Genomic DNA, 13,714 nt, shown 5'->3' on the forward strand with positions numbered 1-13,714 from the left:
GCTTTTTAATTACTCATGCGGTTTTTCATCATCGCTGTCACGAGCCGTGACATACATGAGTACCAACAAAATGGTAATAAAGAAACGGAATGCATTGGGTATACCGTTCCATTGTTTTGACATCCACATTGCAAACCATTCACCCCCAATAGACATAAATGCGACTTGCCATAATAAGAATGCCAGTGTTAATCCGATAATTGCCCATTTTTTGCTTTGATTAAAAGCCACAGCATTTTTGTTGATATTTTTAAATAAGATGAAAGCTCCCCACCAACAAATGAGAGCCGCAATAATTTCAATACTAATAATAGTGATATAGACAAGATGGTGAAAGGGAGGTGAATTGATAGCCCGATACTTCACATTTGCATTAGGGAATATTGCATCCATTGTTAGGACATGCTGTACAAATAAAAAATTTGTGTTGTAATCGGTTAAATTATTAAAGGCAGTAAATGAAATGAATAAGGCTATAGCACAAACACAGAGTGATTTTGATAAACGAATTATCATTTTTTTCCCTTAAGTTATTTTTCATCGTTTCATCCGTTGATAATTCGACAAGATAGCATCATTGACAAATTGCCGCTATTAACCATAGTAAATATCAGACAATATTCATCATATTGGCGACTTATTCTAAATAAGATAAATATTGAATATAAGTGCTATAAATATTATGAAGAAGGTAGGCGGTTTAGCTTAGTTTAAAATATGTTTCTATTTTTAATATGCTAATATTTTTCTATTAGAAAATGATAATACATACACCAATAGTGAGAAAAATAGATAATGAAAACAATATGTAAAAGTGGATTGCTAGCTATTGCGATGTTTGCTGTATCTGCTTGTGATGATTTTGATCCAATGAGCCATAAAGGTGAGTTTTATTATAGTAATCCAACAAACGATAATATTTCATTTAAGGTCGATAATAACGATTATAATGTGCTACCAGGGCAAAGAGGCATTATTCAACTTGCATCGGGTAAACATACGTTAGAAAACAGCCAAGGTGAATTATTTTCGTTTATGGTTTTTGACAACAATAACGGGGGGATTATTAACCCAAATAACCTTGTTTATTATACCCTTTCAGAGGCTTATGTTGTTGAAGGTAAAGCTGATCGTTTCAAACCTACCACTTATAACGTAACTATCAACGGCCATGATGTCAATATGGCAGTAAGAAGCGCAAATGCGTTTGTCATTGATGCTAATTTATTTAAGTGTAGCTATTTATTGGGAGAGCCTTTCCCTGAATCAATCACGACACATGATCAAAAATTAGACGGTAATATTAAGTCAAAGTGTTTTGATAAGGCTGAATTAATTGAATATATTGCCAATGAATATGGTGAAGATTTACAGCCTAATACGCCGGAAGATGCACTGCATGACTCCATCAATATGGCCTTTAGTTATGAGCTACCAACAGCAGACTTTACGGATCAATCGGTTCAGTCAATAGCCGAAGAATTGGTGAATTTACTAAAACAACTGAAAGAAACCAATGATACTGCTATCCATGAAAAATTAAATCAACAATTTCACCAGCTCAGTATCGAATTAGTGAAAGCTCATGCTAATAACTCGGCATCTAATTCAGTTTCAGATAACGAGCAATACAATAATTTTGTTCATCAGGTTGGTGAATTGAGAGGTTATGGTATTTGGGAAAAATAATAATAAATTTTAAATAATCAAAAAAAGATTGTATTTATAAAATCCCCCCAATCGTTGGGTAATCAATTATTGGGGGATTTTGTCTCCTTTTCTTTTTAAGAATCTGCCTGAAAACTAACCAGAGGATTCTTATGTGAAATGATTGTGATAAACGGATGATAGCTATCATCAAATAAGATCATCTGCATAGGAATAATAATATGAAGGCAATATTAAAGCCATTTCTTGGTATTACGTTTGCTTCTATCTTTTTGATGTTTTCTTCAATAGCAAACGGCAAATCGATCGTTGTAGAAAAAACACAGCCTGAAGTCTTAGACCTTGTATTTATACTGGATAAAAGTGGTTCAATGTCAGGTTTTGAATCTGATACGATTGGCGGCTTTAATCGTGTGTTAACAGAAAATCGTAATAAAAAAGGGGATGTCTTTATTACGACAGTGCTGTTCAATGATAAAACAACCCTCTTACACAATAGAGAGCCTATCGATAAAGTACCAAATTTAACTTTAGAAGATTATCAGGTTGGCAGTAATACTGCACTATTAGATGCGGTTGGTGACACCATTAGCAAAATGCAAGAAAACCGGAAGATAACAAAAAATAATAACGTTTTATTCGTTATCATTACTGATGGTGAAGAAAATAGTAGCCACAAATATAGTCAATCGAAAATTAAATCTATGATCAAATCGGCAGAAATGGAGGATAAATGGGACTTTATCTTCCTTGGCGCCAATATTGATGCGATCACTGCTGCCGATAGTATTGGTATTAGTCGCTCTAAAGCAACTGGATATGTGCAAGATAAAACTGGTTACGACAAAGCATATAAAGCGATTAATAATGCCGTTGAGTCAAAGAAAAATGCTGCACCAATATCAGAGGAATGGAAAAAAGAGGTTGAAACTGACGCGATGGAGCGCACAAATAAGTAGTGTAATGGAAGAGTAGATTTACTGATAAACTAATCCCTCAATATTGAACTGCACCCCAAAAGTGAGACGCTTTTAGTCTAATTTGAAGGGTGCTTTTCTATGTTAAAACATACTCTAGAGTTTAAACTTGAAATTATTCAGGCCTACCTAAATGGTGAGAGGGGGTAAAATACTCGATAAAAGATTTAAACGTAATCATGATACGACTTGGTGATGGATTGAAAATTATCAACAGCACGGGGTGTATGGGCTAAACGTTAAAACATGAAAACAGGTTTATTTTCCTGAATTCAAATTTCATGTGGTTCACATGATCCTAAATGGGACATTTTTACATGAGGGCTCTGACAGCTTGATATCAATGGCTGATCATATAAAGAATACGGTAGATAGGAAGTAAAAATAAACCGAAAGGGTGCCCAAACCAAATGAAGAAGTCTTCCCTGTTTTTGAGACAGCGATGGTAAAATTTCAGCTGAAATGCTGGGCAAGAACACTGTAATTTATGTTGAGAAACAACTTGGTGTTAAAATAGGTGAATATACAACATTTTGTAAAAATACTGTTGGTGCTTGTGCTGAGGCATCAGCAGCAGACTCGTTGATCCGCCAAGGGGTTAAGCCAGAAAATATCCGATTTACCCAAGCGGTCAGGCCATGAGAGGTTTGGGAAAAAGATACAATCCCGCTAAAAGCAATAAAAGAAACATGTGACAATTGCCTAGTTACATGGCCAACAGGCGTAGATAAATGAGTGCATTAGCAAATGACTGGAAACCAAGACTCTGCACAGAAAGTGATTTATTTAGCGATTGAATCGGCCTCTAAAAAATGGAGTATGCCAATTCAAAACTGGAAACAGGCATTATTATTGAGTTCGGTGACCGCCTAAACGGCCACATTTAATAAAAGGCAAATACACCGAATTATTTACAGTGTCGGCAATGGCTCTCCCTATTTATTGTTCACTGATATCTTTTAGTTCTAGAACTCTTTTACACCCATCTTGATTACCGTTATCGCACGACTTGCTATACCAAATTTTAGCAGTTGATTTGCTCTGTCTAACTCCTAATCCTTTATCATACATTTGTGCTAGATTGAATTGAGCCAATTCATTGTCTTGTTCTGCACCTTTCTGGTACCACTGTAGCGCCTGCTGGTAATCCTGTTCAACACCATTTCCATACTGGTACAACACGCCAAGATTATTCTGAGCTGCACTATTATTTTGTTCGGCAGATTTCAAATACCACCGTAACGCTTGCTGGTAATCCTGCTCAACTCCTTCTCCAAGATAGAACATCACCCCCAAGTTGCTTTGAGCGCTAGAATTTCCTTGTTGGGCCGATTTCAGGTACCATAGCCGCGCTTGCTGATCATCTTGCTCCCCACCCCAACCATGACTAAACATCACACCAAGCTTATATTGAGCATCTGCATTGTTCTGTTTTGCTGCTTTCTCATACCACTGTCTAGCCTTCTGATAATCCTGTATAACTCCTTCTCCATATTGATACATAGTACCTAATCTGTATTGAGCAGTTGCATTTCCCTGTTCGATTTTTATACATAAATCATGATCTGGTACTTCACAACTTGCGGCACTAACGACTACTGGAAGCATCCCCAAAAAAAGGAGAAAAATCGTTTTTTTCATCTAATCCTTATTCCCTAATCAGCACGTGAGGTAGGTATCGCTATGTTATATAAACATATTAAAATCTAACGAATTTTAGTTCAGAGCATAAAAGCAATAATTCAATATGGGATTAATAAGTGTTATTGCTTATCTGGCTTTATCATCGAGAAAATAGCGAATGAAAAACATACCTGAAAAAGTGGCGATATCATTAAAGTAAGTTTAACTTAAGGTAAAAGAATAGCATAAACAAACAGTGACTGATTTTCCAACTATTAAAACTCTTTATACCGATTATATTCCCCCCAAAAGTCGAATACTTGAGTTTAACTAAAGGGGGGATTGACTGTAACTATTGACCTGTTGTCGGGATGTGGCGGAGTAGTTTTTCTAGTGGTTCGACAATTGCAATGACAACTTCATCTTGCAAACCTGAGCTTTTTTCTAACTGCTGCAAAATAGCTGCTTTACGGCTCTCGGCTAACGGCTCACCTGTCGTATAATGCTTAATCAGTTCTAAACCAATCACCGTCAATTGTTCCACATTTTCGGTAACAGGCGTTAACCTAACTAAGTTAGCATTCTGTTTAATAAGACGCTGGACTTGTGGAATATTATCTTGCCAACGTTTTAATCTCTGCTCTAACCATTGTGCTGCCGCTGTATCATTCGGTTTAGCGATTAATGCGTCAATATGCTGGCGGAAGGCTCTTGCTTGCATACTTTCGGCCGGTAAAGCATCGACAAATCGGTTAAGAGGTTCATATTGATGATATTGGTTTTCTCTCCACTTAAGATGATGGCGAGTATAGTAATGTGCAGGCTCTACAGATTCAGAGAGGATCATCAAAGGCTCAATTTCAACGCCATTTGCTAAACGTGTAAATTCACGGGCCGTTTGTGCATGCTGCTGTAAACCCACCGAAATGGTTGACCAAGCATCTGTTGCGTTTAGGCGACGATACATGTCATTCTCATTATTGACATCTTTTGCAGACCATAGGCGCTCGGATACGGCAAAAGCACGTGGCCATAGCTTAGTATCAATGATGGGAGCGCGAATATTTTCAGCCCATAACGCAATTTCCCCGCCGAGAATATTGGTCATTTTATTATTGTCGGGCGTGGTTGGCGCAATTCCTTCGGGAATGGCTGTTAAGTGGGTTCCTGTCGTTGGATAGCGAGCATTACCTATTATGGTATAGCCGCTTAATTTATCATCCGTTAAAGTAACAACAGGACGAGTTTCTCCCATCCAAGTGTCCACTGAAAAACTGACTTGTTTAGGCGAAAACCACTCAATCTTATTAATTTCTCGACGTGATTTACCTGCAAAATCAATAAATCCACGCCATCCATTTGACCCCTTTATTAATGTAAAACTACCTTTGACGGGGCTACCTTTTAACCTTTCGATTTCAAATTGCCAACTTTGCGATTGTTCACCCTGTTTAACATTTGTCTCTACAGTAAGTGGCTGAGGTAGTATCTCATTTCGATAATGGTATGCCGCACTTTGAGATTGGTCGAGATAGAAACCGGTTGAAAGTAAACCTTTAAATCCTTCTTGAGCGCTATCGCCTAAAGAATCTTGTCCTTGCCACGACTGAATAACAATATTTTTTGATAGTGAAGGGTGTTGAATTTCATCCCAGCCGACCATTTTACGGTTATGTTTTGTGAGGATTTGTTCAAGCCGTTGATTGAAATAAGCCTGTAGTGCATGGGTATCTTTCAGGTTGTTTTTTTGCATAAACTCCTGAATAGCTGGATTGTTTTTCCATTGGGTTGGGTCAACCTCATCTCCGCCAATATGGATATATTCATCTGGGAAGATAGTGGTCAACTCGTTAATTAAGCTATCTGTAAATTGGTACACATTTTCTTGGGTTGGATTAAGTAGAGGCTGATGCACTCCCCAGTGACGTTCCATTTGGTAAGGGCCAGGTGCGCTCATAAGCTCAGGGTAGGCAACAGCAATAGCTGAGGCATGACCAGGGAAATCAATTTCAGGCACCACCCGAATTCCTCTTTCTTTGGCATAGGCGACAACTTGGCGCATTTGATCTTGAGTATAGTATTGGCCATCACTGGCTAGCTGTTGTAATTTAGGGTAGCTAAGTGACTCAAAACGCCAACCTTGGTCATCGGTTAGGTGCCAATGAAAAACGTTTAACTTAGCGGCTGCCATACCATCAATTTGGCGCAAGATATCATTGATTGGTAAAAAATGTCGTGAAGAATCAAGCATCACACCGCGCCAAGCAAAACGCGGACTGTCTTTAATTGTAAGCAGTGGGACAAACGTATTTTCCCCATCTGTTTGTATCAATTGTAATAATGTTTCCATCGCTCGCATTGCACCAAATCGGGTTGCTGCTTTGATCGTGGCGCCATGGTTATCTGTTGTGATTTGATAACTTTCGTCCATTTGTAGAGATGGCAATTCAGGTACTTTTTTCTCGATAAAAATTTTTATCGGGGCTTGAGTGTTGTTTGCTTGGTGTGGTGTTAATTGCCAGCCTGTTTGGGTCTCTATTCTTTCACGCCAACGACGGGTTGCATCACCTAAATCATCGCCTTCTACATAAATATCTAGCGTATTATTTAATACCCATTTTCCATCGGCATTTTTTACTTCAACTTGCTGTGGCCAAGGCATGAGCGGTAATTCAGATAATGATTGTGCTCCGCTTGGTAATGAGTAAATAAGTGAGGATATGACGATAGCAGACGTAAGTTTGTTAATCATAGAGATCCCTTATTATTCGTAATAGTGAATGCCATTTTGAGCATAAATCAATCTATGAAGTCCAACACGGTTATCGTATTAAATGATACGAGTCACATTATTTTTTATTGCGAATTAAGTGTGGATGATGTTGATTTATTTAATTTATTGATTTTGTGATTGTTTTTAAATGTGGCTATTAGAAGGGAAAAGAGGGGGTGATGATGTTTAGTAGAATATTCAAGTGCGGGAAGGCAATGCGCGATCCCGCAAAAATTAAATCGATTAAGCTTTTTTGGCGGCTTCAAACATACCTTGAGCTAGGTAGTCTTGGGCTGTTTGTACACCTGGCAATACAAAATAGTAGCCACCCCCAAAAGGTTTAATATAGCGTTCAAGTGGCTCACCATTAAGCCGTTTTTGAGTATCAATAAAACCTGTTTTAAGATTTTTTTGGTATGAAACGAAGATAAGCCCCATATCAAGTAACCCATTAGGGGTTAAACCAAGTGAGTAGCTGTAGCTACGGCGCCTTAGTTTTGCGGTATAACGCTCAGGGTTACGAGGTTCGGCACGGCGCATGTGGGAGTCGAATAATACGCGGTCCCCATGAGGATCTTTGTCAAATTGAGGGTCATCATGTTCTTGCTTCATACCGATAGGTGCCCCTGTATCTTTATGGCGACCGAAATCATTTTCTTGGTCTTCAAGCGGGGTTCTATCCCAAAATTCAAGATTAAAACGGATGAGTCGTACTGCTTGATAGGTACCACCAGTACACCAACTAGGCTCTTTTCCTCCTTCGGTAACCCAAATAAGTTCATTCATTAATTGGTTATCATTGGCAGGGGCATTGCCTGTGCCATCTTTAAACCCAAATAAATTGATTGGCGTTGATTGGCTGTCAATATCACGAGAAGGTAAGAAGCCATCTATTTTCCACAGTGGGAACATAAAAGGGGATGTATGCCTTAAAATATCGCGTAACGCATAAATGACGCTTTCTTGACTATTCGCACAAATTTGTAATGTGATATCACCGCCACACCACTTTTGCTCTAGCCTATCATTTGGAAAACTGGTCATTTCAACAAGATAGCGAGGTTTGATTTTATCTAACCCAAATCGTGTATCAAATAAGCTCTGACCCAGAGAAACCGTGACAGTTAAAGCATCTGGCTGAATGTGAGTTCCTAAAATCCCTGATTCAGCCGGCGGCATACGGTCATTAGGAGTTTTAGGTGCTGTTTGTACCTGCGTTAGATACGCAATTCTTTTTGTCAGTATTTCGAATAGCTTCTGTAGTTTATCGAGTGATTCAACGGTGACATTAAATGCAATAAATGAGGCATTTTTCTGTTCAGGCGTTAAAACACCCGCTTGGTGTAAGCCTTCAAAGGGGATCGTCTTATCATAGGACGACAAACAGGCATTTTGGCGCGTGTTAGCCGCAAATGTAGGAGCCGCTGCAATAAAACTACCAACAGCTAATGTTTTTAATGCATTGCGCCGAGATAAGCTGACAGTTGTAGAATCGTTTTGTAATTTAGCCTTCATGGCTTGTTACCTCAATATTTATAATATACATCAACATTGAGCTGATATCTGAGCTGTGCGAGGTCTTCAGCTTGCTGCGTTAATACGGAATAAAGTGCCATCATGTCTTTTTTGCTCAACTGGTTATAAGGCTGGTAAATTCCCGAGGGCAATTGATAAGGCTTCATGATCTCATTGGCCTTTTGATAATTATTTTGGATACGTTGGAGCACGTTGGGAGCGATAAAAGGGGTCAGCACTTTAATAACGTGTTGTGAGCCTTGCAGGTTTGCTGCTATATCGCTCAAATCAGATTGGCTATAGATATTCTCTTTGCCAGCCAATTTAGTTTCAAGGATCATCTCAATAAAATCGGCTGACGCTTGCACTAATTTAGGTATCTCAACATGTTCAGTCGCTACGCGTTTTTGAAGATCCCGGGCTTTTAGCAGTAGCTCATCGGTTGCAGCGAGTGCCGCTTTACTGTCTTTACGGTCAAATAATTGATATTCAATAAGATGGAAACCAGTGAAACGGTAATCTTTTTCTTTATCAAGAAAGTAGTCAGCCCTAGCATTAATGGTTCTGTCAGTATTACCAAACAATATAATAATTGGGCGAACAGATTCGTAATATTGATGTGCCTGAATATAGGCTTGTTCAGCGGTTTTGAGGTCGCCTTTTTTTAAACTTTTGTTCAAGGTTTCCAGTTGAGAAACCATTTTGCCTAATTGTTCCGTTGTATAACTTAAATAATTTGTAATGGCGGAATGATATTTCTCAGGGGTGGGAATATCACCTTTAGCGATAATTATGTCATCCCCTGTTTGTACAGGGGATCTTAATGCTTTTGCTGATACAGTAGTGGGTATTGCTATGACTAAAACCATACTGCATAGAAACATAGACTTTAGTGTTTTAGCATTACGCATGTTTTTTACTCCGAGAAAACAGCGCGATAACGACTATCCAATAAATGACAAATGTAATCACACTTAGCCAAATTGGTTGTGAGCGGTAAGCGAAGAACGAAGAGATAAAATTACCTACAATATTTGAATCATCTAATAGTGCTGTCGTATCCCATGCTGGGTAAATTAAAAACTCAGGAATAGCATAATCATATTCAATTAATAAGTTTGCGCTCTCTTCAACCCCTTTGAGTAGTAGCGATAAAGCAAGAAAGAGTAAGACCACGCCGGTGATTTTAAAGAACAGCTTCCATGAAATAAAACGGTTAGTAAGCAAGAAGGCATATAATGTTAGGCCTGCAATTAATACGCCACCTGCGACTTCTAAAGTAAATCCTGAAGCATTTTCTGCATTTAATGACATGATAAAGCTAGATAGGAAAACAACGATCTCACTACCTTCTCGAGCGATAGCAATAGCGATGATGAGTGCTGCTCCCCACCAATTATGGCGCTCTGCATTTCGGCTAATACCGGATTCAATTTCGGATTTTAAGGAACGACCATGCTTATTCATCCAATAGACCATTTGGACGATTAATATACACGCAAGGAATTCCATAAAGATCATAAACAGGGATTGCCCTGTATCATCAAGAATATTAAATACGCCATAAATGAGTAATGCTAACAAAATGGAAATGAGAAGACCGAGGGCAACCCCAGTCCATAAAAAACGCATTCCATTTCGTGCATCTGGGTGGTGTTTGATCCACGCATAGATAATGCCGATAACGAGTAGCGCTTCAAAGCTTTCACGCCATACAACAAACAGAACTTGCCCCATAAATTATCCTACTACTTCGCTATGATCTCACCTTTTGGGTGAGACAGGTGAAAATCATCAAAAAAGGTGTAACTTCCTGGTTTTAGAGGTGCAATGACGACAACAGAGCTAGCCCCCGGAGCGAGCACTTTTTCTTTGCGTAATTGGGTGCTTTCAAACTCTGCAGGTTCAGTGCCTGTATTGGTGATTTTGATCCGAATAATAGTTTTTGCAGGAACCTCAAGGACTCGTGGGATCAAGTCACCATTTTTCATTTCGAGTTCGACGGTAAATTTTTCTGCTGCGAAAACCGTATTCGGTATTAGCACTGAAAAAAGAAGCAGAGTAAGGCTTAGTAGTGTTCTCATCTTCATTTAGCTCAACAAAAGTGACCTTTAATAAAAGTAAAAGGGCTATTCGCAGCAATTAAGCAGCGGCTAGCCCTTAAACCCTATACACTCGCGATATTCAAGTTTAAATAACAGCGATATTAGTGATGCTGATGCGCACAGTTCATAAAGGTTTGTATGATCCTTGTGATACATTCATTTCACTTAGCTGCATCCCGAATGATTTAGAGTATTGATTCGTAGGTTAGTAGCTGCCTTTACGGCCGACGCCCGCATAGTCAAACTCCCATGAAACTTCGAAAGGTTTGAACCAAGGAGCAACGCCTGTTTCTTTATCGATATGACGACCAAAGGCAACTTGTTTGTTGTAGGATGGTGGATAAATTTTGTAGGTTACCTTGTATTTACCATTACCATCTAACTTGATGTTTTCGCCATAGTGAGGCCCATCACTTGCGACCATTGGCATGAAAGTACCCGTTTGGGTTTGGGGTTTGTCACCAAGTTTAGTTACTGTGTATTCGATGCTGAGATATGGGATCCAATCACCTTCAGCAAAACCATTCGGGTTATCTTCAACCGCATGAATATCTGCTTCTAAATGGATATCTGCTTTATCGGCTGGAAGGTGGGACATTGCATGTTGTCCTTCTTCGGTATCCATTGTGATAGGCTGTAGATAAACACCTTGGATTTCCATTCCATTTTTAATGACGGGCTGGCCTAAAGGGTATTCTTGAGCAAAAGCAGCCACAGAGAATAGAGCTAAACCCGAAACAGCAGCTTGATAAGCGAGTTTCATCATTTTGTCCTTACCATTATTTTATTATAGGAAGCGCAATTATAATCATTATTATTACTGCTGTTCAAGTTAAAGTTTAAGCTGAAAATTTCATTTAACGCCAAATACATGAAAAGTTTTAAAAAAATAATTACAGTAAGAAAGTTATTATTCTTTAAAAAATATCTTGTTATATCGAATATAATCAGCTTATTGATTTTATGTCACGATGAATTGAACAGAGTTTGTTTATTATCACCCCACGAATATATAAAGGTGTAAAGTATGCAAAAACGTTATCTTGATTGTACGGCTTCTGAAATACTGCATATGAATAAAAAGGCATTATTAGAAGCGATTAAAGGAAGTGAAGGGCGCCTAGTGGTTTCTGAGACTATTGGCACTATTCAACCTGTTTTAATGAATGTGACAAATGCTGAACTTGCAGCGAGTCAAGGTGCTGACATTTTACTATTAAACATTTTTGATGTGGATAATCCCGTTGTCCAAGGGCTTCCTGATAATACACCTCAAACAGAGATCATCCGCACGTTAAAACGCCTTACTGGCCGAGCTATCGGCGTGAATCTAGAGCCTGTTCCCGCAGGTTTTAATAATCCTCATCAAGATGCGCAGTGGAAAATATCTGAAGGGCGATTAGCTACGGTAAAAAATGCCATCAAATTAAAAGAGATGGGAGTGGATATTATTGTATTAACGGGAAATCCAGGCAATGGCGTCACCAATCATGAAATTAATTTAAGCCTAAAAGAGCTTAAAGCGGCTGTGGGTGAAAATATTATCTTGGTCACGGGCAAAATGCATGCTGCGGGGGTGTTAAATGAATCTGCTGAGCAGTTAATTACCGAGACGGATATTCGTAGTTTTATTGATAGCGGTGCAGATGTGATTTTATTACCAGCCCCTGGAACGGTGCCGGGGATCTCAGCCGAATTTGTGCAAAAAATGGTGGCTTATTGTCATTCACAAGGGGTATTAACGATGACAGCAATTGGGACATCGCAAGAAGGGGCGGATATACAAACCATTCGCCAAATTGCGCTGATGTGCAAAATGGCAGGAACAGATCTGCATCATATCGGCGATTCGGGCTATAACGGTATTGCATTACCAGAGAATATTTTAAATTATGGTATTGTGATCCGAGGTGTTCGGCATACTTATTCACGTATTGCTCGTTCAATAAATCGTTAGTGTTTTTTAAGCCGAGAGTTGATAGGGAATAGCTTTCGGCTTTGTGGTTTATATTCGTTTCATTAGGTAAACCAAATGAGGAATGTGCGACAGCTAAGGTGATTATTTATTAACGTTATCGGTATAGCTAATATTGTTTACAGTTTCTGGATAAAGCCAACTCATAAATAAAGTCAATCCAATAAATATCGGGATAACTGAAGCTAATAACAAACCTAAAGCCCATGAAAATGGTAGGTTTATGGACAAAAATGTCCATAATATAAAGGAAAGACCTAAAATTATGATTGAGATAATAATGGCCTCTATATTTTCTACCCTTCTCTTTGATGGTGCAAATTCAAAGGTTTTTGGGTTTACATCGAGTTTAGTAAATACACTTTGATTGATTTTTATATCAGGAGTTCTCGCAAGTCCTTTAAGGACCGCCTTGAGCATCCACTTCCTTTTTTCTATTGGAGAGAAAAGTGAATAGTTAAGCCAGTTTTCGAGGGGTAATTTATATTCTTTACGCTCATTTGAGGCATTTTTATATTGAAAAACAAGATAGTCAGGCCGATTTCTACCGCTTGTTTTAATATGCACAATATACTCAGAGCAAATAGTTTCCCAGAGTATTTCAATGTTCCCGTTTGGATATAGGGTATTAATAATACGAAATCCGTCGTTATCTACAGAAAAATAACCAACAGTTTTACTTAATCGTTTTAGTAGAGCATAAAATGAAACTAATAGTATGGCCTCAATAGTAATAAAAAGTAACTTTCCCAAGATAACTTCCCATAAAATGAGAGAAGTAAATGCATATAGCAATGCAAAAAATAGCCATAAAAAATAAATAACTGCTTGATTACCATGGCCAATTACGGGTTCTATAGGGCGTTTTAGTTCATTTGGTAATGGGTAAATTATCGTTTCGAAGATAACATAAGGGTTATTGTTGTTACTGATACTATTGTCGTTACTCATGCTATCTATACTGAAAGTATTGCTGTTGTAGCTATGGTTATTTCTACGTCTGTTGCTTTTCTTATTCTTGCTCTTATTTTTCTTCATATTTTAACGAACAGTATTTAGCATCAACTCTTTTTAATGG

At 38.4% G+C, this 13,714-nt stretch carries 13 protein-coding genes and 1 pseudogene; 5 read left to right on the plus strand and 9 right to left on the minus strand.

What is annotated here, in order from left to right:
• Window positions 1–9: 9 nt before the first annotated feature.
• The gene (locus PSE69_RS00150; protein WP_040132372.1) at window positions 10–516 is read right to left on the minus strand and encodes a DUF2165 family protein; all 507 of its coding nucleotides are present in this window, start codon (window positions 514–516) and stop codon (window positions 10–12) included.
• Between the two features lie 279 nt (window positions 517–795).
• Between PSE69_RS00150 and PSE69_RS00155 the strand changes: the two genes are divergently transcribed.
• The 4 genes and pseudogenes from PSE69_RS00155 to PSE69_RS00170 all read left to right on the plus strand — a co-directional run.
• Window positions 796–1,689, plus strand: coding sequence for a hypothetical protein (locus tag PSE69_RS00155; RefSeq protein WP_154610238.1), 894 nt, complete (start codon window positions 796–798; stop codon window positions 1,687–1,689).
• 200 nt (window positions 1,690–1,889) lie between these two features.
• A complete protein-coding gene (locus tag PSE69_RS00160; protein ID WP_004922730.1) occupies window positions 1,890–2,627 on the plus strand; it encodes a vWA domain-containing protein in 738 nt (245 codons plus the stop codon).
• A gap of 480 nt (window positions 2,628–3,107) precedes the next feature.
• Window positions 3,108–3,287, plus strand: coding sequence for a hypothetical protein (locus PSE69_RS00165; RefSeq protein WP_004922728.1), 180 nt, complete (start codon window positions 3,108–3,110; stop codon window positions 3,285–3,287).
• A 120-nt stretch (window positions 3,288–3,407) separates the two neighbouring features.
• Window positions 3,408–3,532, plus strand: a pseudogene (locus PSE69_RS00170) (IS256 family transposase); the annotation flags it as partial.
• 52 nt (window positions 3,533–3,584) lie between these two features.
• Here the strand turns inward: PSE69_RS00170 and PSE69_RS00175 are convergent.
• From PSE69_RS00175 to PSE69_RS00205, 7 genes are all read right to left on the minus strand, one after another.
• Complete coding sequence (locus PSE69_RS00175) at window positions 3,585–4,286, minus strand: tetratricopeptide repeat protein (RefSeq protein ID WP_060560814.1); 702 nt, start codon at window positions 4,284–4,286, stop codon at window positions 3,585–3,587.
• Between the two features lie 334 nt (window positions 4,287–4,620).
• On the minus strand, window positions 4,621–7,020 hold the full coding sequence (locus PSE69_RS00180; protein ID WP_121875071.1) for a beta-N-acetylhexosaminidase: 2,400 nt from the start codon (window positions 7,018–7,020) through the stop codon (window positions 4,621–4,623).
• 264 nt (window positions 7,021–7,284) lie between these two features.
• Window positions 7,285–8,556 (minus strand): iron uptake transporter deferrochelatase/peroxidase subunit, encoded by a 1,272-nt coding sequence (gene efeB, locus PSE69_RS00185; protein WP_014656603.1) that lies wholly within the window; start codon window positions 8,554–8,556, stop codon window positions 7,285–7,287.
• Window positions 8,557–8,567: 11 nt separating this feature from the next.
• Window positions 8,568–9,467 (minus strand): EfeM/EfeO family lipoprotein, encoded by a 900-nt coding sequence (locus PSE69_RS00190; protein WP_121875072.1) that lies wholly within the window; start codon window positions 9,465–9,467, stop codon window positions 8,568–8,570.
• Window positions 9,460–10,293 (minus strand): FTR1 family iron permease, encoded by an 834-nt coding sequence (locus PSE69_RS00195; RefSeq protein ID WP_121875073.1) that lies wholly within the window; start codon window positions 10,291–10,293, stop codon window positions 9,460–9,462. Before PSE69_RS00195 ends, PSE69_RS00190 begins: the two co-directional genes overlap by 8 nt.
• 11 nt (window positions 10,294–10,304) lie before the next feature.
• Window positions 10,305–10,640 carry a cupredoxin domain-containing protein gene (locus tag PSE69_RS00200; protein WP_014656601.1) on the minus strand — a complete coding sequence of 112 codons (336 nt, stop codon included), beginning with the start codon at window positions 10,638–10,640 and terminating at the stop codon, window positions 10,305–10,307.
• Window positions 10,641–10,866: 226 nt separating this feature from the next.
• Entirely contained in the window at window positions 10,867–11,424 is a 558-nt protein-coding gene (locus tag PSE69_RS00205) for an iron transporter (protein WP_014656600.1), read from the minus strand.
• A 264-nt stretch (window positions 11,425–11,688) separates the two neighbouring features.
• Here PSE69_RS00205 and PSE69_RS00210 point away from each other — a divergent pair, with 264 nt between their 5' ends.
• Entirely contained in the window at window positions 11,689–12,618 is a 930-nt protein-coding gene (locus PSE69_RS00210; protein ID WP_004922707.1) for a DUF7916 family protein, read from the plus strand.
• A gap of 102 nt (window positions 12,619–12,720) precedes the next feature.
• Here PSE69_RS00210 and PSE69_RS00215 read toward each other — a convergent pair whose 3' ends face one another.
• On the minus strand, window positions 12,721–13,587 hold the full coding sequence (locus PSE69_RS00215) for a hypothetical protein (RefSeq protein ID WP_259466004.1): 867 nt from the start codon (window positions 13,585–13,587) through the stop codon (window positions 12,721–12,723).
• Window positions 13,588–13,714 lie beyond the last annotated feature (127 nt).

Source organism: Providencia sp. PROV122, from assembly GCF_028482365.1.
Lineage (GTDB): Bacteria > Pseudomonadota > Gammaproteobacteria > Enterobacterales > Enterobacteriaceae > Providencia > Providencia stuartii.

Coding starts and splice junctions, on each gene's coding strand:
- PSE69_RS00205 (WP_014656600.1), bottom strand. CDS start 11,424: ATGAAACTCGCTTATCAAGCTGCTGTTTCGGGTTTAGCTCTATTCTCT.
- PSE69_RS00165 (WP_004922728.1), top strand. CDS start 3,108: ATGCTGGGCAAGAACACTGTAATTTATGTTGAGAAACAACTTGGTGTT.
- efeB (WP_014656603.1), bottom strand. CDS start 8,556: ATGAAGGCTAAATTACAAAACGATTCTACAACTGTCAGCTTATCTCGG.
- PSE69_RS00175 (WP_060560814.1), bottom strand. CDS start 4,286: ATGAAAAAAACGATTTTTCTCCTTTTTTTGGGGATGCTTCCAGTAGTC.
- PSE69_RS00215 (WP_259466004.1), bottom strand. CDS start 13,587: ATGAGTAACGACAATAGTATCAGTAACAACAATAACCCTTATGTTATC.
- PSE69_RS00200 (WP_014656601.1), bottom strand. CDS start 10,640: ATGAGAACACTACTAAGCCTTACTCTGCTTCTTTTTTCAGTGCTAATA.
- PSE69_RS00180 (WP_121875071.1), bottom strand. CDS start 7,020: ATGATTAACAAACTTACGTCTGCTATCGTCATATCCTCACTTATTTAC.
- PSE69_RS00150 (WP_040132372.1), bottom strand. CDS start 516: ATGATAATTCGTTTATCAAAATCACTCTGTGTTTGTGCTATAGCCTTA.
- PSE69_RS00210 (WP_004922707.1), top strand. CDS start 11,689: ATGCAAAAACGTTATCTTGATTGTACGGCTTCTGAAATACTGCATATG.
- PSE69_RS00190 (WP_121875072.1), bottom strand. CDS start 9,467: ATGCGTAATGCTAAAACACTAAAGTCTATGTTTCTATGCAGTATGGTT.
- PSE69_RS00160 (WP_004922730.1), top strand. CDS start 1,890: ATGAAGGCAATATTAAAGCCATTTCTTGGTATTACGTTTGCTTCTATC.
- PSE69_RS00155 (WP_154610238.1), top strand. CDS start 796: ATGAAAACAATATGTAAAAGTGGATTGCTAGCTATTGCGATGTTTGCT.
- PSE69_RS00195 (WP_121875073.1), bottom strand. CDS start 10,293: ATGGGGCAAGTTCTGTTTGTTGTATGGCGTGAAAGCTTTGAAGCGCTA.